Below are 26,592 nucleotides of genomic sequence, written 5' to 3' on the forward strand. Positions count from 1 at the left end.
CGAGTACCGCCACCATGAGGGTCCCGACGGCAACCGTCGACAGGCGCTCCGGGCGGCGGCCCAGGTGTCCGTACCCTTGCACTGTGTCGACCCCCAAGATCGTGTTGTTCTACGTGTTCACCCCACTCGCCGACCCGGAGGCCATCCGCCTCTGGCAGCAGGCGCTGTGTGAACAGCACGGACTGCGCGGCAGGATCATCGTGTCACCACACGGCATCAACAGCACCGTCGGTGGCGACATCAGACAGGTCAAACGGTACGTCAGGGCCACCCGGTCCTATCCGGCGTTCGCCGATGCCGACATCAAGTGGTCCGACGGAACCGGTGACGACTTCCCCCGTCTCAGCGTTCGGGTGCGACCCGAGATCGTCACCTTCGGCGTGCCCGAGGAGGTCCGCGTCGACACCGACGGCGTCGTCGGGGGCGGCACCCACCTGACGCCGCGAGAGGTCCATGACCTGATCGCCGAGCGCGGCGACGACGTCGTGTTCTTCGACGGGCGCAACCGCATCGAGGCGGAAGTGGGTCGGTTCTCGGGTGCGATCGTCACCGACGCGCAGACCACCCGTGACTTCGTCCCCCTGCTCGACAGCGGCCGCTTCGATCACCTCAAGGACCGGCCCGTCGTCACCTACTGCACCGGCGGCGTGCGATGCGAGGTCCTCAGTGGGTTGATGCGCTCGCGGGGATTCCGTGAGGTCTATCAGCTCGACGGCGGGATCGTGCGGTACGGAGAGGAATTCGGCGACGACGGGCTGTGGCAGGGCTCGTTGTACGTCTTCGACAACCGGATGACCGTCGACTTCTCCGACCATGCCGCCGTCATCGGGACATGCACCCGGTGTGGGTCACCCACCAAGGCCGTCGCGAACTATCCGGATTCGCTCGGGCGGGACCTCGCCGTGCTGTGCGCCGATTGCCAACGAGAGGTCGCCGACGACGCCGATCCGCAGCGCTCGGCGTCGTGAACCGTCCGACGATTCCGGTCATCCTGGTCGCCGGTTTCCTCGGGTCCGGCAAGACGACCCTCCTGAATCACCTGCTCCGGACCGCCGACGGCACGCGAATCGGGGTGCTGGTCAACGATTTCGGCTCGATCAACATCGACGCGATGCTGATCGCGGGTCAGGCCGACGACACGGTGAGTCTGTCCAACGGCTGCATGTGCTGCAGCGTGGACGCGGACGGTGTCGAGAGTGCGCTGGCGCGATTGCTGCGGCCGAAGTCCGCTATCGACGCGATCGTGATCGAGGCGAGCGGTATCGCCGAACCGCGGGCACTGATCCGGATGATCACCGGGATGGACGACCCGCGGATGCGCTACGGGGGACTCGTCTACGTCGTCGACGCAGCCACGAACACCGAGGTCCGCCGACGCCATCCGGAGATCGACCGTCACGTCGAGATCGCGGACCTGGTGGTCGTGAACAAAGCGGACCTGGTCACCGACGACGAGTTGTCGGCGCTGTGCGACGACGTGCGCCGCGTCAACGACAGCGCACCGACGGTGGTGACCGCCGACGGCGTCGTGGATGCGGCGATGCTGTTCGATCCGCGGCCCCGGACCGTCGACAACGAATCTCGCAGTCGGCAACTCACGCTCGATGAACTTCTCGAGGCGGACACCGACGAGTGCGTCGGTCACGGTGACGGGGGACACGGTGGGCACCACCATCGGCACCTGCACGACGAGTTCGGCTCGGTCGAGTTCACCTCGACGCGCCCGCTGAATCCTCGCCGGCTCGCCGAGTTCCTCGAACGGCCGCCGACCGGGTGTTACCGGATCAAGGGCGTGGTCGCGTTCGACGTGCCGGGGCACCGGCAGAAGTTCGTCGTCCACGCGGTCGGTGGGTTCGTCCGGGTGGAACGGCGTGGATGGGGACGCGAGGAGCGCACATCGAGCGTCGTGGTCATCGGGGCGGGGATGGACCGCGACGAAGTCCGCCGCCGGCTCGACGCCATCGTCGTCGGCGCCGATCTCCGGGACGATCGGCCCGACGAGCACGGGATCTTGAGTATCACGCGTCACCTGGTCACAGCTCACTAACGGTTTCCATCAGGCCTGGTCGCGAATTTTCCATTTCGACAGCCGGCTGTTTCACTTGTTACAAATGTGACTGATGTGGCCAGTGTTGCGTCTCGGAAGGAGAGAGGTGGCGGCGACCGAATGGGGTCGGCCGGCACCCGATGTGTGATGACCCAGCAACGCATGACGATCCCAGGAATCACGTCCACCACGAAGCGTCGTCGGGCCGCCCGGTTCACTCGGCGCCGAGGGGCGGTCGCGGCGATCTCCGCCGTCGCGCTCGCCGTCGGCTCGCTGACCGCCCTGTCGGCCGGTGAGGCGACCGCGGCGCCGGTGCCGGCGCCCCCGGGCAACGCCGCGGCGGGCAAGACGATCTTCCTCGACCCCGGCCACCAGGGCAGCGCAGCCGGTCACGACATGAACGCCCAGGTCCCCGATGGTCGTGGCGGAAAGAAGGCCTGCCAGACCAGCGGCGCCACGGCCGTCACCGGGGCGAAGGAACACACCGTCAACTGGGACATCGCGCAGCTGGTCAAGGCCGGCCTGGAGAGCCAAGGTGCCCGGGTGGTGCTCAGCCGGCCCGACGACACGGGCTGGGGCGGATGCGTGGATCAACGCGCCGCGGCGGCGAGCCGATCGGGTGCGGCCGTCGCGGTCAGTCTGCACGCGGACTCGACCACCCGGGGTGCGGACGAGTCGAAAATGGGCTTCCACATGATCGTGCCCGCGCTGCCGATCCCGGATGCCGCAGCCGACCGGGCCCAGGCCGGGGACGGACGAAAGGCGTCGGAGACGATGCGTGACGCCTTCGTCAAGGCCGGCTTCGCGCCGGCGAACTACGCGGGTGTCAAGGACGGAATCCAGACGCGATCGGACATCGCGGCCGTCAACCTCACCACGGTGCCGGCTGTCTTCATCGAGATGGGCAATCTGTCGAACCCGCAGGAGGCCGCGGCGCTCTCGGGCAAGGACGGGCAGCTCAAGTACGCGATGGCCATCACCGACGGGATTCTGAACCACGTCCGCGGCGGGGCGGCACCGACAGCTGAACCGGCGACGCCCGCTCCCGAGGGGGCGGCCCCCGCAAACCCGGCCCCGAACAGCACCGATCCTGCGGCGACCACGCCTCCCGCGCCGGAGAGCGACGCCGACCAGGGACTGTCGATCGTGATCCCGTTCGTCCAGAAGCTGCTCACCACCGAGGACCCGACCGAGATCGCCGAACTGCTCCTCGGTGAGGGCCAAGACGTGTCGGCGCAGGTGCTCAAGGCGATGCTGACCGTCGTGTACGGACTGTTCGGCGGGGAACTGCCGATCGGCTGACCGTCCGGCACGTCGGAGTCGGATCGAGGACTCGGCAACTATGGTGGGGCCATGGGGCTCAAGGACCTGATCCTGATGAAGACACCGGTGCCCACTCTCGGTGGCCGGACGGTCCTGATCACCGGCGCCGCCAGCGGGATCGGCCGGGCGACGGCGGAGGCGGCCGCCCGCGAGGGGGCGCAGCTGGTGCTGACCGACCTGCACTCCGATGCCCTCGACGACGTCGTGGCCGCGATCAACCGGTCCGGCGGCGAGGTGGTGTATCACCAGGCCGGCGACATCTCCGACTACGAGTGGGTGCGCGCGTTCGCCCGGCAGGTCGACGCCGAGGTCGGCGTCATGGATGTGGTGATGAACGTCGCGGGTGTGTCCGCGTGGGGCACCGTCGAGAACCTCGAGCACCGGCATTGGCGCACGATGGTCGACGTCAACCTGATGGGTCCGATCCACGTGATCGAGTGTTTTGTGCCGCAGATGATCCATCGGGGGACGGGCGGGCACCTCGTCAACGTGTCGTCGGCGGCAGGTCTGCTCGCCTTCCCCTGGCACGCGGCCTACAGCGCGAGCAAGTTCGGGGTGCGGGGGGTGTCGGAGGTGCTGCGGTTCGACCTCCGACGGCACGGCATCGGTGTCTCCCTGGTGTGCCCGGGCGGGGTCGACACGCCATTGGTGGACTCGGTCGACATCGTCGGCGTCGACCGCGACGATCCGCGCGTCAAGGCGCAGGTCGCCCATTTCCACACGATCGCGGTGAGCCCGGAGAAGGCGGCGGCGGCGATCCTGGCGGGCGTTCGGCGTAACAGGTTCTTGGTCTACACGTCCTTCGACGTCCGCTTCGGCTACTGGTGGGCGCGCAAGTTCGCGTTGCCGTACGAAGTCGTCATGCGGGTCGCCAACGACCGATTCGACCGCCTCGCCGCCATCACCAAGGAATCCGCACGTCGGCGAAGTGAGAGCCCCGACGGCACCGACGTGACGCCCTGATGGCGGCCACCCACACCAAGCGCCGCGCCGACGTCGACCCGGACTTCTTCCGTGCGGAGGCGGCCGGACTGCGGTGGCTGCGTGACGGCGGTGGCCCGGTGGTCGAGGTCCTCGACGTCGGCGACGACTTCATCGAACTGCAGCGGCTGGCGTCCGCGCGGCCCGGCGTCGATTCCGCTCGTGAGTTCGGCATGGCGCTGGCCCGGATGCACGATGCGGGCGCCGCGCGCTTCGGGAGCCCACCCGACGGGTACGGCGGCAAGCAGTACATCGGGAACCGGCGGCTGAGTTCACAGACCCACTCGACGTGGGGCGAGTTCTACGCAGCCGAGCGCGTCGAGCCGTACCTGGCCCCGGCGATCGACGCCGGATTCCTCGATGCCGATGACGCCGAGTTCACTCGTCGCGCATGTGCGTTGATCGCCGCCGGGACCTTCGATGACGGGGAACCACCCGCTCGGATCCATGGCGACCTGTGGAGTGGGAACGTCTTGTGGACGCCGGACGGCGTCGTCCTCATCGACCCGGCCGCGCACGGTGGGCACCGTGAGACCGATCTGGCGATGCTCGACCTGTTCGGCTGCCCACAGCTCGACGCGGTGATTGCCGGCTACGAGGCGCATCACCCGCTGCGGTCGGGGTGGCGTGAGCGTATCCCGCTGCATCAGCTCCATCCGCTGGCGGTGCATGCCGCAGGTCATGGGCCGTCGTATGGGACGGCGCTCGGGCGAGCGGCGCGCGCGTGTGTCGCCGCGGCGGGAGAGCGCTGACCAGCCGGGAACAGCCCGCGCCGCCTGGTTCCGCCAATGGTGGGGTCGCGATCCGGGTCAGGCCTGATTGCGTCCGCGGGTCGATTGGTACCGGGCCGGTGCTGTCTGGCGGGCGGCCGGCACATAGCGGTCGTCATCGGCTGCGGCCGACCCCACGATCGTCGATGCCGGAGCGGCCACTTGACCGCCTCGCCCGTCGATCGCATCTATCTGCTCGCCGGCGCCCGCTCGGAACACTGCGCCTGCGGTCGAGCGCTGCGTGCCCGACGGGGCCTCCGGCCGCGGCCGGGGCACCGCCCGGTTCGGCTTGGCGGGTGCAGGCGATTCAGTGGACGGGCCGTCGGATGCACCGTTGGTCGGCGCGCGCCGCGACGGATCCTTGGCTGTCGGTTTCGACGGGCGGGTGGCGTTCTTCGGTGCCGGTCGACTCTTCCGTTCGGGTCCGGCCGTCCGCGACGTCGTCGCACCCGGTGCCGCGTCTCTCCTCGCCGGTTCGCGCTTGGCCGGCTCGCCTGTGGCCGCTCCCGGCCTTTTCGCAGACCGGCTCTTGGCAGTCGTGCCCTTCGCGGTGGCGGCAGAACTCGTCGCGGACTTCGCGGCCTCGTTCTTCTTCGGCTTCGCCCCGTCCGGCGATGTCGACTTCCGGTTGGGGGCGGTGGGACGCTTCGGTCCATCGACGCGTCGGCGATCTCCGGTGGTCGGTTCCCGGGTGAGGAACCACCGGGCGAGGACGAGTCCCAGAGTGACCACGAAAGTCAACGCCATCCATGGAAAGTCGTTGGCGATCGGCAGGAGAACCTGGAAGATCAGACCTCTGACGCCGGACGACGCCTGCTCCGCGTTGAGCCCGTACAGGGTGATCACCCCGACGAGGAACGCGATCAACGGTGGCTGCGCGGCAGCGGTGAACAGGGCGCGACGACGGACCGCGAGGGCGGCGGTCACACATCCGAGGAGATAGCAGAACTTGAACACCGCACCGAGGCCCTCGGTGTTGCTCGCGTCGATCGCCGCGCCGATGGCGGTGACCACGGTCGCCACCAACACCGCACCCCACCAGGGGACACCGCGGACCGTGGGCAGCACGGATTGCTGATCCAGCGGCACCGCTGAACGCTGTTGGGCAGAAGGCACATCTAGACGGTACCGGTTGGGCTCGTGAATTCCGCTAACCACCGCGTGATGTTGCCCATTGGTCGTCGTCGGTCGCGTCGTCGCTGGTCCGGATGCCCCCGGCGTTGCGAACGGTGATGTCGATGGGTGCGGTCGGGGCGTGGTGCGGCTCACCCTGCAACGCGTCGAGCTCGGCGAGTTTGCGCGCCGTGACCCCAACTCGGGCATCCACGGCACCGATCGTCGAATTGAACGATTCCACCGCTCGACGCAAGGAACCGCCGAGCCGATCGAGGTGACCGAGCACCCCGCCGAGTCGGTGATGGAGTTCGGTGCCGAGTTGGTGGATCGCGGCGGCGTCGCGGGCCATCGCATCGTGTCGCCAGCCGAGCGCGACGGTGCGGAGCAGGGCGACGAGGGTTGCGGGCGTCGTGAGCACGACGTTCTTGGTGAAGCCGAACTCGATCAGATCGGGATCCGCGCGGACCGCCGCCTCGAGGACCGGATCGCTCGGGACGAACAGCACGACCATCTCCGGGGTGTTCTCGAATGCCGACCAGTACGCCTTGGATGAGAGCTGCACGATGTGGGCGCGCACGGCGCGGGCGTGTTCGGTGTGCAGGTGCGCCGAGGACTCGGGATCGTCGGCCTCGATCGCCTGGAGGTAGGCGTGCAGCGGCACCTTCGCATCGACGACGATGTCGCGGCCGCCGGCGAGATGGACCACCATGTCGGGGCGCACCGCTCCCGCGGAACCGTCGGCGCTCACCTGGGTGGTGAAGTCGCAGTGACGCGACATACCCGCGAGTTCGACGACGCGTTCGAGCTGGAGTTCACCCCACCGCCCGCGGATCTGGGGTGTGTGCAGCGCGTTGGCGAGCTGCCGGGTCTGATCGGTGAGCTGCGCCGAGGCGGCGTGCATGCCCCGGACCTGTTCACTGAGCCCGGCGTAGGCGCTGATCCGGTGATGCTCGGTGCGCCGCAATTCGTCCGACAGCTGTGCCAGCAGGCCCCGCAAAGGATCGACGATGTGCGCGACCTGCGACCCGATCGCGGACGACTGGCGACGCGCCGCATCCTCGGAAGCCGAGGACAACGAGCGCGCCGCCAGGTCGTGTGATGCCCGGACGGAGTCCAGTTCGGCGCGGGTCGCGGCCAGCGCCGCGGTGGAGCGTGACGCCTGTGCCAACCATCCGATGACGAGTCCGGCGAGCAGACCGGCGAGCACGGCCACGATGACGGAGAAATCCATGGCCGCCATCGTGTCCGACGGGTACGACAGAGTGCCGCCCCCGCGGATCAGGCGAGGGTGTACCCCTCACGTTCGAGCAGGGCCCGCTTGATCGGCAGCCCGTAGCGGAACCCGCCGAGCGATCCGTCGCTGCGCAGCACCCGGTGACACGGTACGAACAGGGCGGCGGCGTTCCGAGAACAGGCGGCCGCGGCCCCGCGTATCGCGGTGGGTGCGCCCGCGAGTTCGGCGAGACGGGCATAGGTCACCGGCTCCCCGGGGGCGACCGTCCGCAGGACGGGCCAGGCCTTGCGGAGGAACGGCCCGGATTCCTGGTGGACCTCGACCACGTCGAGGGCCGCGACATCGCCCGCGTAGTACGCGGCGACCGCGTCGGTGATCGCGCCGAGGCTGTCCGCGCGTTGTGTGGCCTCCGGGCGGAGTGACCGATGGATGAGGGCGGTCAGATAGTCCGGGTCGTCGGTCCATCCGGATGCGAGGACCCGGTCGGCAGCGTCGGCGAGCACCGTGAAGGTGCCGTCCGGGGTGCATACGGAAGCCCATCGGGCCGTGCTGACCGCAGGACCGGTGGCCTCGGGGGTGGAAGCCTGCGGGGTGGAGATGGTCATGGACGTCATGGTGTTCCTTCCAAGGGCTCGCCGGTGTGCGTCCGGCGAGGTGGGTTCGATCGCATGGATTGCGATCACGATGTCGGAGCCCTCGTGAAATGCGTCGTCGTCGACCGGTCGTGGTCCGCGTGGGACGGTGCTGTCGTCTGGTCACCCAGTATCGGCTCGGACACCGACAGGCGGTGACGCCACAGGTGCATCGACGCATACGAACGCCACGGTGACCAGGCCGGCTGTGCCGACGCGAGGTCCAGCCCCAGGTCGGCCGCGGCGCCCCGGACGACGAGATCGTGCTCGAGCATGATGTCGGGGTCGCCGGTGACCCGCACCGCCACATAGTCGGCGGTCCACGGTCCGATTCCAGGCAATGCGAGAAGTTCGGCGCGCAGATCGTCGGAGGAACGACCCGGGTGCATGTCGATGTGTCCCGCGGCCACGGCCGAGGCCGCGGAGACGATCGCGTCGATGCGACGGCGCGGTCCGCGCAGGACCCGGTGGCCGTGTTCGGCGATCGCCTCCGGCGACGGGAACAATCGCCATCCGCCCTCCGGCGGCGCGCACTCCGTGTCGTCTGTGGACGAGCCCCACATCGTGCGTGCGCCGAGTTCGTCGGTCAGCCGGGCGAGATGGTGGCGGGCGGCCTTCACGCTGATCTGCTGACCGACCATCGTCGCGATCAATGTCTGGGCGGGGCTCATCGTGCCGGGGACACGCAGGCCCGGTGCGGCGTGGACGAGCGCGGCCAACGCGGGGTCGCCGGCGAGGGCCGAGTCGGTGCTGACCGGATCGGCGTCCAGGTCGAGCAGACGTCGCACGCGGTTGATCGCGACGCCCAGATCCCGCATGTCCAGATGCGCGATCCGAACGTCGACCCGCGTCGCCGACGGCTCGACCGTGACCAACGCGGGTCCGTGCGGCAGCTCGACCGATTGCCGGTGCCGCCACCCGCCGCGGGCGTCTGTCGACTCGACCGTCTCGACGCCGTCCACCGCGTGCGCGGTGAGGAACCAGCGCAACCATCCGAGATGAAGGGGTGGCCGGTGGGCGAGCCGCAAACTGACCTCACCGAGCGCAGCCGGTGCCGCATCACGGACGGGGGAGCCGAGGGCTCGCAGCCGCGACGGTGTGAGCCCGAAGATGTCGCGGATCGTGTCATTGAACTGACGCACACTCTGGAAACCGGACGCGAACGCGATGTCCGCCATCGACATCGTGGTGCGCTGGATCAGCACCCGTGCCGTCCCGGCACGGTGGGCCCGGGCGAGAGCGAGTGGTCCGGCGCCGAGTTCGGCCGTCAGCACCCGGTTGAGGTGGCGTGCCGTGTAGCCGAGATGATCGGCAAGGCCGTTGACCCCCATGCGCTCCACCGCGCCGTCGGCGATCATCCGCATCGCCCGTGACGACATGTCGGCGCCGCAGTTCCACCGCGGCGACCCGGGCACCGCATCGGGTGCACAACGCCGGCAGGCGCGGAACCCCTGTTGCTGTGCGGCGGCGGCTGTGAGGACGAAGTGCACGTTCTGCGGCCGGGGCGTCTGGGCGGGGCATGACGGCCGGCAGTAGATCCCGGTGGTCCGGACGGCGACGAAGAACTGGCCGTCGAACCGGCTGTCACGGGACGACACGGCGCGGTAGCAGCTGTCGAAATCGAGGGTCCTGGTTACGGCGGACATTGTCACCCGTCCACTCTCGCATTCTCCGCGGTGGAAACCTCGCGGGAATCGGACATGACGATCGTCGTCGCATAATCGACCATTTGAGTGACGTAGATAACAATCACTGGCACGATGTGTCTCATGAACGCACCGTTCGGTGGCCGTCAACGACGACGGGCCCACGAACCGACACTGTCCGAACTGCCTGCGTGGGGCCTCGAGATCATGATGGGGCTGTACGGGCCCGACACGATCGAGCGTGCCTGCGCCGAGGAGGTGACCGATAACCCTGCGGTCGGGGCCGAGTTGCCCGACGGTAGTCCGGTACAAAACACATCAGTACGGAGCACATCGGTCGCGTACGAGGCCGATCCTGGGCCCGTTGATCCGGTGTTTCGGGGTAGTCCGTCCGGGTCGTCGCAGGATTCTCAGACCGTCCCGCCGCCATCGCCGCTGGTCATCGAGCTCGAGGCGATCAACGAGCTGGTGAAGTATCTGGAGCGAAAGCTCAAGCGACACTGAGTCGGCGATCGCCGACGCGGCGGACATTCGTCACCGTCGGTTCACATGGTCGGCCCGATGAGTGTGTGACGATTTGGGCGTGACAGAACAATCGGGTTCGGCCGACCCTGCCGCAACGGCACCCAACGACGAGGACTCGCAGGCCAAGTCCTATCCCAGCCGCGTACAGGTCGTTCTATCCGGCCTGCGGTCCACGTCCATCGTCTGCCTGCAGTTCGTGCTGGTCGTCGCCGCGTTCTGGGTGCTGATCTGGGTACTCGGCAAGCTGTGGGTCATCCTGCTGCCGATCCTCTTCGCGATCATCATCTCCACCGTCCTCTGGCCCCCCGCGCGGTGGCTCCGCAAACGCGGTCTACCGGGTGCGCTCGCGTCGCTGCTGATGATGCTGTTGGGCCTCGGTGTTCTCGCCGGCGTGGTCAGCCTGATCGTGCCGTCCATCGTCGACCAGGCGCCCGAGTTCGCATCGCGGGCGACCGACGGCGTGCGCACCCTGCAGGAGTGGATTCAGGGCCCGCCACTCAACGTGCAGGACGAACAGCTCAACAACATCGTCGACACCGTCACCCAACGCCTGCAGTCGAGCGCTTCGACCATCGCCGCCGGCGTGTTCAGCGGGGTGGGAACCGCGACGTCGATGGTGGTCACCCTCTTCACCACGCTCATCCTGGTGTTCTTCTTCCTCAAGGACGGACCCAAGTTCCTCCCGTGGATCGACCGCACCATCGGCAGGCCGTCCGGCACCCACATCGGTGAGGTGTTGCTCCGGATGTGGAACACCCTCGGCGGCTTCATCCGCACCCAGGCGATCGTCAGTTTCGTCGACGCCGCGCTCATCGGTGCGGGCCTGTTCATCCTGGGGGTGCCGTTGGCGGCGGTGCTGATCGTGATCACTTTCCTGGGCGGGTTCATCCCGATCGTCGGAGCGTTCGTCGCGGGCGCACTCGCCGTGTTGATCGCGTTGGTGTCCAACGGATTCACGACTGCGCTGATCGTGCTCGGCATCATCCTGGCGGTGCAGCAACTCGAGGGCAACGTGCTGCAGCCCTGGCTGCAGTCCAAGTCGATGGATCTGCATGCGGTGATCGTGCTGCTGTCGGTCACCCTCGGCGGCACCCTGTTCGGCATCACGGGAGCGTTCCTTGCCGTCCCCGCCGCCGCCGCGCTCGCGGTCGTGTTGCGCTACATCAACGAGCAGATCGCCGAACGCGCCGGCGAGACGCTGCCCCCGCACAGCACTCCGGTGACCGCGCATGTCGGTGTGCCCGACGCGGAGCCCGACGACGACGCTCCCGAACCCGCCGACGACCCGGGTACGTCCAGCGAGAAGTAGCGCCGAGCGAACCCGGAATCCCGCCGACAGAACCCGAAATTTCGCCGACAGAACCCGGAATCTCGCCGACACAACCCGCGCGGGCAGATGCCGACGACGTTCGCCGTTCATCGGCCGATAGACTGGATGCCCGTGAGTCTCACCCTCGGAATCGTCGGTCTTCCCAACGTCGGCAAGTCGACCCTGTTCAATGCGTTGACCCGCAACGACGTGCTCGCGGCCAACTATCCCTTCGCGACCATCGAACCCAACGTCGGCGTGGTGGAGCTACCCGATCCGCGGTTGAACCGGCTGGCCGAGATCCACTCCAGCGAGCGCATCCTGCCCGCGACGGTGTCCTTCGTCGACATCGCCGGCATCGTGAAGGGCGCGTCCGAGGGGGAGGGGATGGGCAACCAGTTCCTCGCCAACATCCGCGAGGCCGACGCGATCTGCCAGGTCGTGCGCGTCTTCGCCGACGACGACGTCGTGCACGTCGACGGTCGGGTCGACCCGATGTCCGACATCGAGATCATCGAGACCGAGCTGATCCTCGCCGACCTGCAGACCATCGAGAAGGCGCTGCCGCGGATGGAGAAGGACGCGCGAAAGAACAAGGACCTCGCCGAGACGGTCGCTGCCGCGCAGCAGGCGCAGGAGATCCTCAACGGGGGCAAAACCCTGTTCTCCCAGAAGGACTCGTTCGACCTGGCTGCTGTGCGCGACCTGCACCTGATGACCGCCAAGCCGTTCCTGTACGTGTTCAACGCCGACGAGTCCGTCCTCACCGACGATGCCCGCAAACAGGAGCTCCGCGACGCCGTCGCGCCGGCCGACGCGGTGTTCCTCGACGCGAAGGTGGAAAGCGAACTCCTCGAACTCGACGAGGACGACGCGCAGGAACTGCTCGACTCCATCGGCCAGGACGAGCCGGGCCTGCGGTCGCTGGCCCGTGCCGGCTTCCACACGCTGGGGCTGCAGACCTACCTCACCGCCGGCCCCAAGGAGTCGCGCGCCTGGACGATCCACCGCGGCGACACCGCCCCCAAGGCCGCAGGCGTGATCCACACCGACTTCGAGAAGGGCTTCATCAAGGCCGAGATCGTGTCCTTCGACGATCTCGACTCGGCCGGCACGATGGCCGCGGCGAAAGCTGCCGGCAAGGTCCGCATGGAGGGCAAGGACTACGTCATGGTCGACGGGGACGTGGTCGAGTTCCGGTTCAACGTCTAGCGTTATCAACGCATCGCGGTATTTTCTGATCGCGTGATCCGGTCGTTCGGCAACAAGGACACCGAACGCCTGTGGCGTCGTGAACGCGCTCGCTCGCTCGATCCGCGGATTCAGCGGGTCGCGTTGCCAAACTTCGTCAGGTGGGATCGGCAGAGTCGCTCGACGACCTCAGGGTCCGCAGCCGACCAGATCGAGTAGCTGCGTTGTATGCCGGCAGTGGCGCGGGGGCGTCACTGCGAGGCTGCACCGCATTGAACGAGCACCGGCTGACCTGTTCGTCACGTGTCTGCCCCAGGCGCTCGAGTTCTGCCACAGCGCCCGGACACGCGACGAGCACCTGCGCTACCGCGAACAGATGTCCCTCGGATTTCCGCTTGAGCACGCGCCGGACGAATCGCTCGTGCTCGATATTCAGGCGGCACTATGCAATGCAGGATTGGTCCGCGCAGCGGGCTCGCTCGACATCCTCATCGCCGGTTACGCCATCGTGAACGATGCGACGGTACTTGCCGCGGACCATGACTTCGAGCACATTGCGAGGGTGTCCGACTTGCAATGCGAATACGTCGCACCCTCGCCATGACCTCTACGGTGTTGGGGCCCAATCGAATCGGGAGCTGTTAGTGCCGGCGGCAATGTCTGGTGGCAACGACGAAATAGCCGATGGCCGCAAGGATCAATCGACGCTGCTGGGAATGGGATTCCGCTGGTAGCTAGGTGTCCCGCACCGGAAATTCGTAGTTAATTTCGCCGCATGCGGCGCCTTGCTTCGTTGGCGTCGTCGCAGGTACATCGAGTACCCGCCTCCTCCGCCGCCTCGCGGTGCATCCGCCTGGAAGGCCGAACTCGTGAAACGAATTTCTGGCGCGGCACACTAGCCTGTTCCCATGGAGGCCACGATCGATTCGGGCGGGCGCTTGCTCTTGCCGAAAGCACTTCGGGAACAGTTGGGGATCACGCCGGGCTCCACCGTGAACATCTCGCTGTACGGCGCGGGACTGCTGGTGACTCCGGCTGGGCGGACCGCACGCCTGGCGAAGGGGGCCGACGGGCATCTGCTCGCAAAGTCTGACACAACGGTGACTGACGATGTCATGTTCGCGTTGATCGATTCCAGTAGACGGTGAGCGTGCGTCGACGATTCGCCGTGGACACAAGCGTTGCGGTGCCGTTTCTCGTTGCGTCTCACCCTGCTCACGACATTGTTCGATGCTAGGTCGGCCGCCGGTCGCTTGCACGCGAGATGCCCGGGCACGTCCGACATACGATGCGGTGGGGGCTCGGGTCGAGGAGATCGTGGGGTAACCCCGGGCTATTAGCGTAGAGCCATGGCCATCAAACTCGAGAACGTCGGGATCGCAGTCGAGGACCTCGACGCGGCGATCGCGTTCTTCGTCGACCTCGGTCTCACCCTCCTCGGACGTGACACCGTCAGCGGCGAATGGACCGACACGGCGGTCGGACTCGACGGCAACCACTCCGACATCGCGATGCTCCAGACGCCCGACGGCAACGGCCGCCTGGAGCTGTTCCAGTACATCAACCCCGAAGCCATCGAAACGGCGCCGACCCGACCCAACGAGATCGGGATGCACCGCGTCGCTTTCTCCGTCGACGACATCGATGCCGCCCTCGAGATCGCCGCGAGGCACGGCTGCCTCCCGCTCCGCGGTGTCGGCAACTACCAGGACTTGTACAAACTCACCTATGTCCGCGGGCCCAGCGGCATCATCGTGATGCTGGCCCAGGACCTGACCAAGAGCTGACGGCTTCGTGGCCAGGTGACGCACAGTCGACCAAAGTTCTGCATCGTGGACCACTCGTCGTCGATACTGCAGCGGTGATCCTTTCGACGAGAAGCGCCTGTGCAATCGTGACCGTGATCCTCGCTGCCGCGAGTGTTGTGGTCTCGGTACCCGCGATCGGCGACGCCGCCCCGTCGCCCTGGCGGTACACGATGGTGGCGTTCAGCAACGCCAGCGACCGCGACATGGACGTCTACGAGTCACGCGACGGCACCACATTCCGACTCGTCAAGAAGTCCGCGTATCGCCCCCCGACGGGTCGCGTGCGCGACGCGAGCATCTTCCGCAACTCCGACGGGTTCTACTACATCACCTACACAACGGCCGACGGCGCGAACATCGGCTTCGCGCGCAGCCGCGACCGCATGAACTGGACGTTCCTGCACCAGTATCCGGTTCCGTTCTGCTGCGCACTGCTGCCGGGCACCGGTGACGGCCGAGGTTTCGGATCGTCGAGCGGCCCCGGGTCATCGGGCTCGGCCGGGTCGAGCGACGGGCCGTCGCTGTCGCCGTTCACGACCAAGGCCTGGGCGCCCGAATGGTTCGTGGACGGTGGCCGGGTCCACATCATCCTGTCCATGTCCACCGGCGGCGGCTTCATCCCGTACCTGATGACGGCGATCACCCCGGATTTCCGGTTGTGGAGCCCGCCGGTCCCGCTCCCCGGCATCGGTGCCAACCACATCGACACCACCGTGGTGAAGGTGGGCCCGACATTCCACGCGTTCACCAAGCAGGAGCCGCGGTCGAAGAAGATCATCCGCCACGCGGTCGCGTCGTCACTCATGGGACCTTATTCGTTTGTGCCGGGCGGTAATTGGGGAACGTTCGTCGAAGGTCAGACCCTGGTTCAGTTGCCGAACGGGGTGTGGCGGATGTACTTCGACGCCTACAAGGAGGGCAGGTACTACTACTCCGACAGTGCGGACGGACTGCGGACGTGGACGCCTCGGAAGCAGCTTCCCGGTCTGTCGGGCACGGTGCGGCACATCGGGGTGCTGCGCGAGGCGGTGTGACGCGACTCCGCGGCCGGGCGTGCGATCCGGTCATGGCCGCAGAGGCAGATGGCGTAGCGTTCGGCGCAGCGAAACTCCGAGACACGAACGGGGAATGATCGGTCATGCCGACGAACACCGACGAGACCGCCTGGTCGCTCGACGTTCTGCTCGACCTGTTCGACGTCACGCGCACCGGGGCCGACCGGTTCACCGGCGAGACCGGGATCGAGGGCGAAGAAGGTCGTGTCGTGGTGGAGGGCTCGCAGGTGCTCGCCCAGGCGATCGTCGCGGTCGCCAAGCGGTTCGCCGACAAGACGGTCAGATCGGCCCATGCGGTATTCGCCCGGGCGGTCACGGTCGGCCCGCCGGTGGAGTTCGACCTCGATGTGGTGCACGAGGGACGTTCCGTCGCGACCGCGGTGGTCACGGCGACACAGAACGCCAAGCGGTGCGTCACCGTCACGGTGCTGGCCGACGTCCCGACGGACGACCTGATCACCCATCATGTGCCACGTCCGGAAGTCGCCTCGCCGTCCGACGCCCACGCCTCCCGGATGCTCCTGCCCGGCCGCGACGTGCGCCTCGTCGACGTCACCGAGGTCAACAGCCCCGACGAGGTCGGTCCGCCGGAGTTGTACGCGTGGCTGCGGTACGAACCCGTCCCTGAACGCGACGACCTGGCCAAGGCGCTGCTGGCGCACTTCACCGGTCACCTCGGGATCTCGACAACGATGCGCGCCCACAAGGGGATCGGCACCAGCCAGGCCCACCTCACGGTGTCGACCGCCCCGATGACGATCACGGTCGGCTTTCACGAGCCGGTCGAATGGGACGGATGGATCCTCTACTCCCACGAGAGCACTCAGGTCGGTGCCGGCATGTCCTATGTGCGCGGAACCGTGCACAGCGAGGACGGTGCGCTGCTGGCGTCTTTCGTACAGGAGGGACTCATCCGCCCGCTGCGCCCGGCCGACAGCGCCGTCGAGTCACGCGCCCGCCTCTGATCAGGCTAGGAATGGCCGCCGCGATCGGCCAGGCCACCCGGCGTCGGCAGTTCCGCGATCACGTCGGCCTTGGCCGGGTCGAAGCCGAGATACCCACTGATGACCGAACTCTCGGGTAGCGCGTCCGCATAGCTCCAGGCGACGTTCTCCACGACGGTGTCACCGATGACCGCCGTCCAATAGGTGGATGTGCCCTTGTAGTTGCAGTACGTCGTCAGGTCACCGCGGTGTAGCAGATCGGTGCGGACATGCGACGGCGCGACGTAGAGCACCGGTTCCAGCGCTGTCTCGAAGACGATCACGGTGTCGGTGGTGTCCACCAGCGTCGTGCCGGCGACCTCGACGCGCAAGCGTCGACTGGTCGGGCGGCAATCGACCCGGTGGTAGGGATTCGGCGGATAGTAGACGAGCTTGCGGCCTTCCTCGTACCACTCGTCGACCGCCACCCACGGCACGCGCACGTGGCCCGGCGCCTCCGGTTCCGGCTCGCCGGGCAGGTCGCCGACCTCGTCGACGGGGAACACGTAGCTCAGGAACTGGTACGGGCGATGCACCATCAGGGCCTGCTCGGTGTCGAGGACGATCTGGCCGTCGCGCACCGCCTGGATGCGTCGCGGATGCGGCTCGACGAACACGAGACCGGCCGGCACCGGGCTCGAATACCACCCGGCGGGGTCCGGGCTCAGCGGCCCCCGACCGGCGACGAGACTCACCGGCCGCCCTCGACAAAGGGATTCACCGACAGCGCACGGACGATCCGTCGACTCATGTGTTGGTCCGCCTTTCCCGACATCCGACCCGGAGAAGAAGGTTGCCCTGCTCCGGATGTCGGGTCAATACCTCCGCTGCGGTCGTCGGTCCGCGTCAGGCGGGCGGGCCGCTGAGGAAGGCGTCGAGCTGTGCCAGCGACGAGGTCATACCGGCGGCGTGATCCTCGGCCGAGACGCCTCGCGGCACGTCCTCGGCCGTGATCTGTACGTGCGTGCCACACTCCACCTCGGATACCGACCACGTCATCGTCATCGTGCCGGCGAAGTCGGGGTCGTCTGACTCGAAGTCGATGGCCTGCACGACCCGGACATCGGGGACGATCTCGACGAAGCGTGCCTCGACGATGTCGGCGTCCGCTCCGGACTTGCCGCCCGAGGCCGGCGCGACCGCGTAGGTCAGAGTCAGTCGGTACGACCCGCCCCGACGTGCGTCGAAGTGGTCGAACCTTCCGGTCATCCCTTGCGGGGGAAGCCATTCGACCAGAGCGTCAGGGTCGACGAGTGCTGCGAAGACGCGTGGTAGCGGTGCCCGGATGACTCGTGATGCCTGGTCGGTCCGTCCCCGCGTGGTCGTCGGCCACGGTCGTGGATCGCGTCCGGTCGCGGCCACGGTTGCCTCCAACATGCCGGCGTCGTCGAGTGCGACATGCTCACCCCAGAGCTCGGGCACGGGCGCGGTGGGGACGAATTCCGTCACGTGATCATGGCAGGCGCGCACGAGGTCGGCGGGCGGGGCGAACGGTGCATCGAGCGCGGCGGCGAGGTCCCAGCCGTGCACGATCACCTCGGTCAGGACGATGCGCCCCCACGTGGCGTTGCTCAGTCCGAGTCCGGCGTTGTCACTCACACCTGACCAGGGCTCGGGGCGTGCCCACGCGCGGCCGACGTCGATCAGGTGGTCGGCGAGTCGCTGCCGACCGGCTTGGGTCCGGATGTCGACGCGGGAATCCGTCTGCTGCGCTCGGGGAGACTCTGCGTCGGCCATCGCCGTGAAGCCCGTCGCGAACTCCTCGATGTGACCGAGCAGGGCCGCGACGTCGTAGTCGGCACACGGGGTCCGGGCGGTGAGGTCGTCGTCGGTCACCGCCCTGACCAACTCGCCCAGTTCGACGCACGCTTCGCGGAAATCGATCACCATCGGCCTTTCGTCGGTATGCGTTCTTCTGTACTGGTGTGACCAGGCTGCGCGGTCGGATTCATCGCGCTATACCTGCAGATGTGGACCGTGTGCCCGGGATTGCCTTCCGTTCCTTGACGGCCGACGACCTCGATCTTCTCGTCACGGCAACGTTGGAGAACCTGAATTGGTCTGCTCCGCGATTCGATCGAGACGACGTCTGGGCGCGACCTGAGTTTCGCCACTATGTCGAGTTCGACTCTGCCCGTGGTGACTTCGGTGTGGTCGCGCAACGTGGTCCGGATCCGGTCGGTGTCGGCTGGGCACTGTTCCTGCCCACCGAACGTGCCGGCTACGGCCACGTCGGCGACCGCACGCCCGAGTTCAGCCTGTGGGTGGCACCCCGGTGCCGAGGCGAAGGGTTGGGTCGAGCGATCGCAGAACGGCTCCTCCGCGCCGCGCGCGACCGCGACATCGCGGCGGTGAGTCTCTCGGTCGAGTCGGGAAATACGCGAGCGCGCGGGTTGTATCTGTCCCTCGGCTTCGTCGACGTGGCGGGACGACGAGATGACGGCGTCATGGTGTGGACGGCTCCCGGCTCGTGAAACGAACGGAGTCACTCGGCGCGAGCAGCGAGGGCGGCGTGCGGGCGGACGCCGGCGTGCCCGGGGCGGCTGAGACGTTCGAGCTCGGTGAATCCGGCCGTTGCCAGAACGTGTGACATGGCGTCGACCGGCCACCGGAAGGCAGTCGCGACCTTGTGATCGAAAGGTTCGACCTCAGGTCCTTCGAAGAAGCCGACGACGAGGACGCCGCCTTTCGCCACTGCTCGACGGAACTCGGTGAGCACGTTGCCGAGTGCGGTCGGCTCGATGTGGATCAGCGCGTACCAGGCGAGGATGCCGCCCAGGGTGCCGTCGGGAACCTCGAGCGTCCGCATCGACCCGACCTCGAACTCCAGATGTGGCCAGTTCGAGCGGGCGTTGTCGACGAAGGCCGGCACCACGTCGAGGCCTCGGATCGTCACACCTCGATCGGACAGGTAGGCGGTCAGATGTCCCGGTCCGCACCCGGCATCAACCACGACGCCTTCGCGGCGTCCGAGATGTCGCTCGAGGAACACGAGGTCGGGGGCATCGACGGCGGCAGTGGAGCCGAACAGTCTGATGTAGGAGTCGGAGATCGCAGAGTAACTGTCTGCGATCTCCGATTCCGGCACGCTCACAGTCTACGAACCCACGCTCTGCAGCCTGGTTTCTGCGCGATCTTGTTTGAAGCGGCCCGTGCTCTGCATCACGTATGACATCATTGATGTCATTGGAGGTGCGGAGATGAGAACAACGGTCACCATCGACGACGAACTGCTCGCCCGGGCGGCCGAGCTCACGGGTGTTCACGAGAATGTCGCCCTACTCAGGCACGGGCTGCAGACGCTGATCAGGGTGGAGAGTGCGCGGCGCCTCGCCGCTCTCGGCGGGACCGATCCAACTGCCTCGTCCGCTCCGCGGGGTCGCTCGGCCAACCCGTGATCCTCGTCGATACCTCCGTGTGGATCGATCACCTGCACTCCACCGAGTCGCACCTGGTCGACCTGCTCGGCATGGATGAGGTCGGTTGCCATCCGCTGGTCATCGAAGAGCTGGCACTGGGTTCGATCAAGGACCGCGCTACCGTGCTCGATCTCCTCGGCAGCCTGCGGGGGTTCCCGAACGTCGGCCATGAGGAACTCTTGCTGATGGTCGACCGCGGACACTTGTGGGGTCGTGGCCTGAGTGCTGTCGATGCACATCTGATGGCTGCCGTTCTCATCGAGGGCGGCCAGATGTGGACTCGCGACAAACGCCTCCGCGCTGCCTGCACGGACCACGGCGTGCCCCTGTTCGATGACGCGGCGCGTCGGTGACATCGCGTCACGACGGCGCTTCTGGTGATTGTTTCCCGCACCCCGATACGCCCCGACAGGCGGCCCCGGCGAAGGTCCTCCGCAGGGCGGTTCATTCACACTTCGGTACGGTTGATCGGAGTACGAAGCATGAACCGCGCACGAATCCGAGCGAAAGGACATGCATGACCGCGCCTGCGACGACACCGAAGGACGCGCCTGCGAGGACGCCGAAGGACCCCTCGAAGGGGTACGTGGCACTGCTGGGTTGGAGTCTGGGGGCCATCGAGGCCCTCGACCGATTCGACCGCCGATATGTGGTGGTGGCCCCCGAATGGGCCGAAGAGTATTGCGCCGAGCACGACATCCCCTACCTGTCGTGGAACTTCGAGCGACTCAACGACCGCTCGATGGAGATCGCCGAGACGCTGCAGGACATGGGCGTCGACGTCGCGATCCCGCTGTTCGAGGAAACCGTGGAGTGGGCCGGGGCGATCAACTCGGTCCTGATGGACAAGCCGCGCCTGTTCGGTCAGGCGATGCTCCTGCGCGACAAGGCGCTGATGAAGCGTCGCGCGCAGCTCGGCGGGATCCGGGTGGGGATCTTCGAGGAGGCACACGACCGCGACGACGTCGTCCGTTTCCTGCGTCGCGTCAACCAGACGCTCCTCAAGCTCGACGGCGACCCCAATGACCCCATCCACCTGAAGGCCTTCGACAAGGCCGGCTGCCTCGGGCACCGGGTGATCCGGACGCCCGACGAGGTGGACACCATCCCCGAAGAAGAGTTCCCGGTGCTGATGGAATCGCACCTCGACGGCTGGGAGTTCGCGGTCGAGGCGTGGATTCACAACGGAAAGATCAAGTTCCTCAACATCTCCGAATACGTGACGCTCGGGTACTCGGTGTTCGTTCCGGCGACCCCCGAGCTGGAGAAGTACCGTCCGGCGATCACGGCGCAGATCGAGAAGCTGATCAAGACCTTCGACATCGACTTCGGGTTCGTACACCCCGAGTACTTCGTCACCAACGACGGCGAGATGTACTTCGGTGAGGTCGCCTACCGGCCGCCGGGCTTCAAGGTGTTCGAGTTGCTCGAGCGCGCCTACGGTTTCAACGCCTACCAGGCGCTGGTGCTCTCGTTCGATCCGAAGACCACCGAGGAGGAGATCGACGCGTTCTTCCCGCGCGAGGTGGTCGACGCGAGCGGTGTCGCCGGCTGCTTCGGCGTGTATCCGCGTCGTCGTGTGGTCTCTCATCTCGAGGTCCCCGAAGAGACGGCGGACGACGACTACTACGAGACCAACGACCTCTCCGAACCCCTGGAGGAGACCGTCACCAAACGCACCGCGTTCGGAACCCACTGGGGTCTGCTGTACTTCTTCGGAGAGGACCCCTACCGGATGCGCGATCTGCTCAAACGGCAGGAAGAGCTCGATTTCTACGTCTGAGATTCCGCTGTCTGGGACGGCGCTGCGCGGCGACGACCGGCCGCGTGACGCGGATCGTGAGAACAAAAGGGTGCCCGTGCCATCAATCGACCACACCGACACCGGCCGTGCCCAGGACTCCCGCCTGGCCGCGAGGATCGATCAGCTCGACCACGCCATCACGGCGATGGCCGAGGCCCCGGACTTCGCCAAGCCGGGCAAGCTGCGTCGCGTGCTGGATTCGTTGCGGCGGGTGCTGACCCAGGAGGGCGGCTGCGGGGCGGTCCGGGACAGAGCCGCCGTGCTGGAGCGCGCGGGTGTCTTCGCCGGCTCGGACTGGGATCAGCCGGCGATCCTGGTGCCGTCGCTCGCCGGTCCGAGTCTGCACAGCGCGCAGACCGACACGGTGATCCTGGAGTCGACGAGTGAGCTGCGACTGGTCGCGATCGCGGCGGGCGATTACGAGCACCCGGACCTGACCGCCGACGACGCGCGGCGGTTCCTGTCCCAGGTGCTCGCATTGAACCTCGATCTGTTGCTGGCCGCGCCGTCGGAGACCGAACGGACACGTCAGGGCGGTGCCGGGCGGGTGGCCCGGGCGGTGTTCGCCTACGTGCTCGACGAGATCGGGTACGACAGTGTCCTCGACGAGCTCGTCGAGGAGATCTGGCGAATCCTGCGTCAGCGGCCCATCCAGGTCGATCACGTGAAGGCGATGGTGACGCGGATGGCAATCCATCGCAGCGACCCCGACGTCGATCTCGGCACGGCCGCACAGGGGCTCGACCGATTGACCACCGCGCTGTTCGGCCCCACCGAGGCCTGCCGGGAAGACCCCGGTGTCGACGTCTACCTGTCGCGACTGTCCGCGATGGATGCCGAGGGGCTGGAGTTCGAGGCGCGCGGGTTCGCGCGGGCCATGCACGACACCGGTCTGGTGTCCGGCTATCACGCGGTCCTCGTCCGGTTCCTGGTGGATGACAACGTGTATCTGCTGCCGGAGGCGCTGGGCCTGTCGGAGGTGGGGCGCAACTGCCTGTTGCGCTACTCGGATCTGGTGCACGAGCTGATCGTCCGCACGGTGCACCCGCAACATGCGCAATGTCTCTACGGTTTGGCGTTGCTGCTCGATCGCGGCATCCTGCACCAGCCGCCCGTCGTCCCGTCGCTGTGGCGTCAGGTGGCGCTGCGACTTTCACCGGACGTGCGGGAACGGTTGGCGTCGGCGTTCGGCCCCGCGACCGAACCCGAGGCGCTGCTGCTCGGTGGCCTGCTGTCGATGCTGGGCCAACCGCTGGGTGTCGGGCAGGGAGACAATCCGACCTGCCAGTCGGCGCGGGCGTTGTCGATGTGGGCGTACAACGACCCCGACTATCTGCTTCAGGTCGTCGCCTGGGCGGCCCGCGACGACGAGGTGGTCGCGCATTTCGAAGGGCAGGCGATCTCGTCGACCGAAAGCGTCGGTGGCGTCGCCACCGCCGACCCGATCGACCTGGATCCCGTGTCGCTCCTCGTGGTTCCACATCTGGACCGGATCTACGCCGAGATGGTCCGGCGCTGCGCCGACCGTCCGGGTGACCCGCACCGATGGGTGAATCCCGAGTTCCACGGCTGGTGGTCGGCGCGAGGGTTCCGCATCAACGTGGACGTCGCCACCGGGGACATCATCGACCTCGACGACTTCGTCCGCCAGTTCTATGCGGCCTATCATCCGGCCTTCAACGGCAATCAGCCGCTGATCCACCCGCAACCGGCGGGCATCGCCTTCACCGACAGCGCGGCGCGCTACGTCGGCTGGCATGCGATCACCATCCTGCGGGTCGCGACCGACCCGGCGGGCGACATCCGCGTCTACTTCTTCAATCCGAACAACGACAGCGGGCAGGACTGGGGCGACGGCGTCGTGGTCGGCACGGCCGGCAACGGCGAGCGCCCCGGCGAGGGATCGCTGCCGTTCGCCCAGTTCGCGTCGCGCCTCTACATCTTCCATGCCGACCCGCTCGAGGACGGCGCCACCGACGACGTGCCGGCCGAGGATGTCGCGGAGGTCGTCGGCTACGTCGAGCGCAGCTGGGGTGCCGACCGCACGATCCGGCCGAACGCATCTGCCGACGGGCAGGTGGAGCGGATCTGAGTCCGGCGGGCCGACCATCGAGCTGACGCCTTCGGTCGGCGCGGTGGTTCGGACTCGGGCTTCGGTACGGTTGCCTCGATGCATGCGTTGTGGGAGCGGTTCCGTGCCCGCCTGCCGCGGCGGGTGCGTTCCGCGCTCGATCTCGCCGTCGCGACCTTCAAGGACTCCGGCGACGACCGCATCACCGGGCTGGCCAGCGAGATCGCGTTCTGGGTGCTGCTGAGCCTGCCCGCGGTGACCATCGCGATGGTGTCGCTGGCGGGGCTGCTCGATCCGGTCCTGGGGTCCGACGCCCGCGCCCAGCTCATCGAGCGGATCGAGGAGATCGCCGGTCAGGTGTTCCGGCAGCAGACCGTCGACGACGTCATCGCGGCAATGCTCGATCAGCTGCTGATCCAGGGCTCGCCGTCGGTGTTCTCGATCTCGTTCCTGATCGCGGTGTTCACCGCCAGCCGGATTCTGCGCGTCGTGGTCCTCGCGGTGACCATCGCCTACGACCTGGACGACGAACGTCCCACCTGGATGGCCCGGGTGCTGGGGTTGGTGTTCTCCGTGATCGGCCTGGTCATAGGCGTGGTGTTGGTGCCGCTGGTGGTCGCCGGTCCGCAGCTGGGCTTCATCGTCGAACGGCGCTGGGGGCTCGAGGGTCTGATGTTGGGCGAGACGTGGACCGTGGCGTACTGGCCGGTGGCGGTCGTGGTTCTCACCCTGGTGGTGGCTACGCTCTTCCACTGGGCGACACCGCGTCGGACACCGTTTCATCGGGATCTGCCCGGTGCGCTGCTGGCCACGGTCGGCGGGCTGGCGGTGAGCGCCGGTCTGCGCCTCTACACCGGTAACGCCTTCGGCGGGGACGCGGTGTATGCCCCGCTCGCGGCACCGTTGGCCATCCTCGTCTGGGTGTGGCTGGTGGCGATCGTGCTGCTGTTCGGTGCCGAACTCAACGCCGAGATCGAGAAAGCGCATCCGGCCAACGGTTGGCCGCCGCCGCGTCGACGGTCACCGGTCGAGCTCGGCACCAGTGGGCTCGCTCGCGTCCGCCGGATCGCACGGCGACGTCAGCTCAGAACACAGTTCGTCCCCCGGGTTTCGCCAGACTCTCCTCGAGTTCCAGAGAGGAGTTGCGAAGTCCCGGGGGACGAACGGCTCAGAGATCAGAAGTGAAGATCAGGAATCGGCGACGACGGCGCGTTCCTTGGCGTCGGCCTTCTTCTCCGCGATCTCCTCCTGTACGTCGATCTCGGTGGTGCCCTCCGGGAGCCGTCGGGACGGCCCGGTGCGGTAGTGCGTCGCGTAGAGCATGACGCCGACGAAGGTGAGTCCGCCGACCAGGTTGCCCACCACGGTGGGGATCTCGTTCCACACCAGGTAGTCGGCGATCGAGAAGTCGCCGCCGAGCATCAGGCCGGAGGGGAACAGGAACATGTTGACGATCGAGTGCTCGAAGCCCATGTAGAAGAACAGCATGATCGGCATCCACATGCCGATGACCTTGCCGGGCACCGATGTCGACATCATCGCGGCGACCACACCGGTGGAGACCATCCAGTTGCACAGCACGCCGCGGATGAACAGGGTCAGCATTCCGGCGGCACCGTGTTCGGCGTATCCGACGGTGCGTGAATGGCCGATCTCACCCAGCTGCTGTCCGACCGCGTCGGGGTCCACACTGAAGCCGTACGTGGCGATGATCGCCATGAACAACGCGACGGTGATCGCGCCGAGGAAGTTGCCCACGAACACCAGGCCCCAGTTGCGCAGCATGCTCTTGACGGTCACGCCTCGACGTTTGTCCAGCAGCGCGAGGGGTACGAGGGTGAACACGCCGGTCAGCAGGTCGAAGCCCATCAGGTACAGCAGACAGAAGCCGACCGGGAACAGCACTGCTCCGAGCAGCGGCTCGCCCGTCCGTACCGTGATCGTGACCGCGAACGCCGCGGCGAGGGCGAGGATCGCGCCCGCCATGTAGGCGCGGATCAGGGTGTCCCGGGTGGACAGGAATGTCTTTGCCTCGCCGGCATCGACCATCTGTTTGGCGAATTCGGCGGGCTTCACATACGACATGCGAGCTCCTCAGGTAGACAGTGAACGCCCGTCAGTCAATCGAGCCGGAATGTCGTTTTTGTGTCATGGCGACGAAACGGTGTTACATCCTCCTCACGATGGCCCCAGACGCGTGTGATGTTGCGTGGCTGGGGGAAGTGGCACTGTGACGTGGCGCACGAAAGTGGGTCCACGCCGGGGGATCTCGTCGGTCACCAGATGACGGCGATCCCCGCTGCCGTCAGCGACAGCACGCCGGCCGCGACGAACATGGCCCGGGGCACAGACTCGCCCGTCTTGCGTTGTCGCGCGCTACCCATCCCCAGTACACCGCCCAGGACGAGCAGGATGACCAGCTTCACGGCGATCTTCGGGTAGTTGAGGTCGATGCCGGCAGGCCACGGCGCGGCGAGGGCCAGACCGGTGAGCAGGGAGAGGAGCAGGCCATAGTCCATCAGCCGGGTGAAACGGAACCGGCGCGCGGCCGCTTCGGCGGCCCACGCGCCGAACGTCACCGCGAAGCCGACGATGTGCAGCAGGACGACGACGTTGCGTAGTAGTTCCACGCGACCAGATTATCGGACACGGGCAGTGTCCACTACGGACTCGTCAAT

At 67.2% G+C, this 26,592-nt stretch carries 28 protein-coding genes; 19 read left to right on the plus strand and 9 right to left on the minus strand.

Going from position 1 to position 26,592, the window contains the following annotated elements; genetic code table 11:
* Positions 1-83 precede the first annotated feature (83 nt).
* The 5 genes from trhO to V1Y59_RS02035 all read left to right on the plus strand — a co-directional run bounded on the left by trhO (position 84) and on the right by V1Y59_RS02035 (position 5,103).
* A complete protein-coding gene (trhO, locus tag V1Y59_RS02015; RefSeq protein WP_330503140.1) occupies positions 84-968 on the plus strand; it encodes an oxygen-dependent tRNA uridine(34) hydroxylase TrhO in 885 nt (294 codons plus the stop codon).
* Positions 965-2,047, plus strand: coding sequence for a CobW family GTP-binding protein (locus V1Y59_RS02020; protein ID WP_330503141.1), 1,083 nt, complete (start codon positions 965-967; stop codon positions 2,045-2,047). The genes trhO and V1Y59_RS02020 overlap by 4 nt, the downstream gene beginning before the upstream one ends.
* 162 nt (positions 2,048-2,209) lie before the next feature.
* Complete coding sequence (locus V1Y59_RS02025; RefSeq protein WP_330503142.1) at positions 2,210-3,349, plus strand: N-acetylmuramoyl-L-alanine amidase; 1,140 nt, start codon at positions 2,210-2,212, stop codon at positions 3,347-3,349.
* 51 nt (positions 3,350-3,400) lie between these two features.
* Positions 3,401-4,333 (plus strand): SDR family oxidoreductase, encoded by a 933-nt coding sequence (locus V1Y59_RS02030; RefSeq protein ID WP_330503143.1) that lies wholly within the window; start codon positions 3,401-3,403, stop codon positions 4,331-4,333.
* The gene (locus V1Y59_RS02035; protein ID WP_330503144.1) at positions 4,333-5,103 is read left to right on the plus strand and encodes a fructosamine kinase family protein; all 771 of its coding nucleotides are present in this window, start codon (positions 4,333-4,335) and stop codon (positions 5,101-5,103) included. Before V1Y59_RS02030 ends, V1Y59_RS02035 begins: the two co-directional genes overlap by 1 nt.
* A 57-nt stretch (positions 5,104-5,160) precedes the next feature.
* Here the strand turns inward: V1Y59_RS02035 and V1Y59_RS02040 are convergent, their stop codons facing one another.
* The 4 genes from V1Y59_RS02040 to V1Y59_RS02055 all read right to left on the minus strand — a co-directional run bounded on the left by V1Y59_RS02040 (position 5,161) and on the right by V1Y59_RS02055 (position 9,749).
* Positions 5,161-6,237 carry a DUF6542 domain-containing protein gene (locus V1Y59_RS02040; protein WP_330503145.1) on the minus strand — a complete coding sequence of 359 codons (1,077 nt, stop codon included), beginning with the start codon at positions 6,235-6,237 and terminating at the stop codon, positions 5,161-5,163.
* A gap of 34 nt (positions 6,238-6,271) precedes the next feature.
* On the minus strand, positions 6,272-7,477 hold the full coding sequence (locus V1Y59_RS02045; protein ID WP_431309073.1) for a DNA recombination protein RmuC: 1,206 nt from the start codon (positions 7,475-7,477) through the stop codon (positions 6,272-6,274).
* Positions 7,478-7,515: 38 nt separating this feature from the next.
* Positions 7,516-8,076, minus strand: a complete 561-nt coding sequence (locus V1Y59_RS02050) for a methylated-DNA--[protein]-cysteine S-methyltransferase (protein WP_330503147.1) — start codon at positions 8,074-8,076, stop codon at positions 7,516-7,518.
* A gap of 74 nt (positions 8,077-8,150) precedes the next feature.
* Positions 8,151-9,749 (minus strand): DNA-3-methyladenine glycosylase 2 family protein, encoded by a 1,599-nt coding sequence (locus V1Y59_RS02055; protein WP_330503148.1) that lies wholly within the window; start codon positions 9,747-9,749, stop codon positions 8,151-8,153.
* A 123-nt stretch (positions 9,750-9,872) separates the two neighbouring features.
* Between V1Y59_RS02055 and V1Y59_RS02060 the strand changes: the two genes are divergently transcribed.
* The 8 genes from V1Y59_RS02060 to V1Y59_RS02095 all read left to right on the plus strand — a co-directional run bounded on the left by V1Y59_RS02060 (position 9,873) and on the right by V1Y59_RS02095 (position 16,602).
* Positions 9,873-10,253: a hypothetical protein gene (locus V1Y59_RS02060; RefSeq protein WP_330503149.1), complete on the plus strand. Its 381-nt coding sequence runs from the start codon at positions 9,873-9,875 to the stop codon at positions 10,251-10,253.
* A gap of 79 nt (positions 10,254-10,332) precedes the next feature.
* Positions 10,333-11,583 (plus strand): AI-2E family transporter, encoded by a 1,251-nt coding sequence (locus tag V1Y59_RS02065; protein WP_431309074.1) that lies wholly within the window; start codon positions 10,333-10,335, stop codon positions 11,581-11,583.
* Between the two features lie 132 nt (positions 11,584-11,715).
* Positions 11,716-12,795 carry a redox-regulated ATPase YchF gene (ychF, locus tag V1Y59_RS02070; protein WP_330503150.1) on the plus strand — a complete coding sequence of 360 codons (1,080 nt, stop codon included), beginning with the start codon at positions 11,716-11,718 and terminating at the stop codon, positions 12,793-12,795.
* 355 nt (positions 12,796-13,150) lie between these two features.
* Complete coding sequence (locus V1Y59_RS02075; protein ID WP_330503151.1) at positions 13,151-13,378, plus strand: PIN domain-containing protein; 228 nt, start codon at positions 13,151-13,153, stop codon at positions 13,376-13,378.
* Positions 13,379-13,682: 304 nt separating this feature from the next.
* Positions 13,683-13,922 carry an AbrB/MazE/SpoVT family DNA-binding domain-containing protein gene (locus V1Y59_RS02080; protein ID WP_330503152.1) on the plus strand — a complete coding sequence of 80 codons (240 nt, stop codon included), beginning with the start codon at positions 13,683-13,685 and terminating at the stop codon, positions 13,920-13,922.
* A gap of 201 nt (positions 13,923-14,123) precedes the next feature.
* Positions 14,124-14,561: a VOC family protein gene (locus V1Y59_RS02085; protein WP_330503153.1), complete on the plus strand. Its 438-nt coding sequence runs from the start codon at positions 14,124-14,126 to the stop codon at positions 14,559-14,561.
* A 107-nt stretch (positions 14,562-14,668) separates the two neighbouring features.
* Positions 14,669-15,616 (plus strand): glycoside hydrolase family protein, encoded by a 948-nt coding sequence (locus tag V1Y59_RS02090; RefSeq protein WP_330503154.1) that lies wholly within the window; start codon positions 14,669-14,671, stop codon positions 15,614-15,616.
* Positions 15,617-15,720: 104 nt separating this feature from the next.
* On the plus strand, positions 15,721-16,602 hold the full coding sequence (locus V1Y59_RS02095) for an acyl-CoA thioesterase (protein WP_330503155.1): 882 nt from the start codon (positions 15,721-15,723) through the stop codon (positions 16,600-16,602).
* A 5-nt stretch (positions 16,603-16,607) separates the two neighbouring features.
* On the opposite strand, the gene V1Y59_RS02100 is transcribed toward V1Y59_RS02095, so the two are convergent.
* Together V1Y59_RS02100 and V1Y59_RS02105 are read right to left on the minus strand one after the other, a co-directional pair.
* Complete coding sequence (locus V1Y59_RS02100; protein WP_330503156.1) at positions 16,608-17,315, minus strand: DUF427 domain-containing protein; 708 nt, start codon at positions 17,313-17,315, stop codon at positions 16,608-16,610.
* 151 nt (positions 17,316-17,466) lie between these two features.
* Entirely contained in the window at positions 17,467-18,510 is a 1,044-nt protein-coding gene (locus V1Y59_RS02105) for a TIGR03086 family metal-binding protein (protein WP_330503157.1), read from the minus strand.
* 89 nt (positions 18,511-18,599) lie between these two features.
* Between V1Y59_RS02105 and V1Y59_RS02110 the strand changes: the two genes are divergently transcribed.
* Positions 18,600-19,094, plus strand: a complete 495-nt coding sequence (locus V1Y59_RS02110; RefSeq protein ID WP_330503158.1) for a GNAT family N-acetyltransferase — start codon at positions 18,600-18,602, stop codon at positions 19,092-19,094.
* A gap of 11 nt (positions 19,095-19,105) precedes the next feature.
* Here the strand turns inward: V1Y59_RS02110 and V1Y59_RS02115 are convergent, their stop codons facing one another.
* A complete protein-coding gene (locus V1Y59_RS02115; protein ID WP_330503159.1) occupies positions 19,106-19,708 on the minus strand; it encodes a class I SAM-dependent methyltransferase in 603 nt (200 codons plus the stop codon).
* Between the two features lie 112 nt (positions 19,709-19,820).
* Between V1Y59_RS02115 and V1Y59_RS02120 the strand changes: the two genes are divergently transcribed.
* The 5 genes from V1Y59_RS02120 (at position 19,821) to V1Y59_RS02140 (ending at position 25,099) form a co-directional block, all read left to right on the plus strand.
* Entirely contained in the window at positions 19,821-20,018 is a 198-nt protein-coding gene (locus V1Y59_RS02120) for a type II toxin-antitoxin system VapB family antitoxin (protein ID WP_330503160.1), read from the plus strand.
* Positions 20,015-20,392, plus strand: a complete 378-nt coding sequence (locus V1Y59_RS02125; RefSeq protein ID WP_330503161.1) for a type II toxin-antitoxin system VapC family toxin — start codon at positions 20,015-20,017, stop codon at positions 20,390-20,392. The genes V1Y59_RS02120 and V1Y59_RS02125 overlap by 4 nt, the downstream gene beginning before the upstream one ends.
* 164 nt (positions 20,393-20,556) lie before the next feature.
* Positions 20,557-21,822, plus strand: coding sequence for an ATP-grasp domain-containing protein (locus V1Y59_RS02130; RefSeq protein ID WP_330435384.1), 1,266 nt, complete (start codon positions 20,557-20,559; stop codon positions 21,820-21,822).
* 166 nt (positions 21,823-21,988) lie between these two features.
* Positions 21,989-23,935 carry a hypothetical protein gene (locus tag V1Y59_RS02135; protein WP_330503240.1) on the plus strand — a complete coding sequence of 649 codons (1,947 nt, stop codon included), beginning with the start codon at positions 21,989-21,991 and terminating at the stop codon, positions 23,933-23,935.
* A gap of 78 nt (positions 23,936-24,013) precedes the next feature.
* Positions 24,014-25,099 (plus strand): YihY/virulence factor BrkB family protein, encoded by a 1,086-nt coding sequence (locus V1Y59_RS02140; RefSeq protein WP_330503162.1) that lies wholly within the window; start codon positions 24,014-24,016, stop codon positions 25,097-25,099.
* Between the two features lie 3 nt (positions 25,100-25,102).
* Here the strand turns inward: V1Y59_RS02140 and V1Y59_RS02145 are convergent, their stop codons facing one another.
* Complete coding sequence (locus V1Y59_RS02145) at positions 25,103-25,999, minus strand: formate/nitrite transporter family protein (protein ID WP_330503163.1); 897 nt, start codon at positions 25,997-25,999, stop codon at positions 25,103-25,105.
* 191 nt (positions 26,000-26,190) lie between these two features.
* Positions 26,191-26,544 carry a Fe-S protein gene (locus tag V1Y59_RS02150; RefSeq protein ID WP_330503164.1) on the minus strand — a complete coding sequence of 118 codons (354 nt, stop codon included), beginning with the start codon at positions 26,542-26,544 and terminating at the stop codon, positions 26,191-26,193.
* Positions 26,545-26,592 lie beyond the last annotated feature (48 nt).

Origin of the sequence: Gordonia prachuapensis (assembly GCF_036350515.1) — a bacterium.
In the GTDB taxonomy this organism is placed as follows: Bacteria; Actinomycetota; Actinomycetes; order Mycobacteriales; family Mycobacteriaceae; genus Gordonia; species Gordonia prachuapensis.

Bases quoted from the DNA above. Each gene is read 5' to 3' on its own strand.
- V1Y59_RS02025 (WP_330503142.1), top strand. From the start codon at position 2,210: ATGACGATCCCAGGAATCACGTCCACCACGAAGCGTCGTCGGGCCGCC.
- V1Y59_RS02030 (WP_330503143.1), top strand. From the start codon at position 3,401: ATGGGGCTCAAGGACCTGATCCTGATGAAGACACCGGTGCCCACTCTC.
- V1Y59_RS02035 (WP_330503144.1), top strand. From the start codon at position 4,333: ATGGCGGCCACCCACACCAAGCGCCGCGCCGACGTCGACCCGGACTTC.
- V1Y59_RS02045 (WP_431309073.1), bottom strand. From the start codon at position 7,477: ATGGCGGCCATGGATTTCTCCGTCATCGTGGCCGTGCTCGCCGGTCTG.
- V1Y59_RS02050 (WP_330503147.1), bottom strand. From the start codon at position 8,076: ATGACCATCTCCACCCCGCAGGCTTCCACCCCCGAGGCCACCGGTCCT.
- V1Y59_RS02055 (WP_330503148.1), bottom strand. From the start codon at position 9,749: ATGTCCGCCGTAACCAGGACCCTCGATTTCGACAGCTGCTACCGCGCC.
- V1Y59_RS02060 (WP_330503149.1), top strand. From the start codon at position 9,873: ATGAACGCACCGTTCGGTGGCCGTCAACGACGACGGGCCCACGAACCG.
- V1Y59_RS02075 (WP_330503151.1), top strand. From the start codon at position 13,151: ATGTCCCTCGGATTTCCGCTTGAGCACGCGCCGGACGAATCGCTCGTG.
- V1Y59_RS02080 (WP_330503152.1), top strand. From the start codon at position 13,683: ATGGAGGCCACGATCGATTCGGGCGGGCGCTTGCTCTTGCCGAAAGCA.
- V1Y59_RS02085 (WP_330503153.1), top strand. From the start codon at position 14,124: ATGGCCATCAAACTCGAGAACGTCGGGATCGCAGTCGAGGACCTCGAC.
- V1Y59_RS02095 (WP_330503155.1), top strand. From the start codon at position 15,721: ATGCCGACGAACACCGACGAGACCGCCTGGTCGCTCGACGTTCTGCTC.
- V1Y59_RS02105 (WP_330503157.1), bottom strand. From the start codon at position 18,510: ATGGTGATCGATTTCCGCGAAGCGTGCGTCGAACTGGGCGAGTTGGTC.
- V1Y59_RS02120 (WP_330503160.1), top strand. From the start codon at position 19,821: ATGAGAACAACGGTCACCATCGACGACGAACTGCTCGCCCGGGCGGCC.
- V1Y59_RS02130 (WP_330435384.1), top strand. From the start codon at position 20,557: ATGACCGCGCCTGCGACGACACCGAAGGACGCGCCTGCGAGGACGCCG.
- V1Y59_RS02135 (WP_330503240.1), top strand. From the start codon at position 21,989: ATGGCCGAGGCCCCGGACTTCGCCAAGCCGGGCAAGCTGCGTCGCGTG.
- V1Y59_RS02140 (WP_330503162.1), top strand. From the start codon at position 24,014: ATGCATGCGTTGTGGGAGCGGTTCCGTGCCCGCCTGCCGCGGCGGGTG.
- V1Y59_RS02145 (WP_330503163.1), bottom strand. From the start codon at position 25,999: ATGTCGTATGTGAAGCCCGCCGAATTCGCCAAACAGATGGTCGATGCC.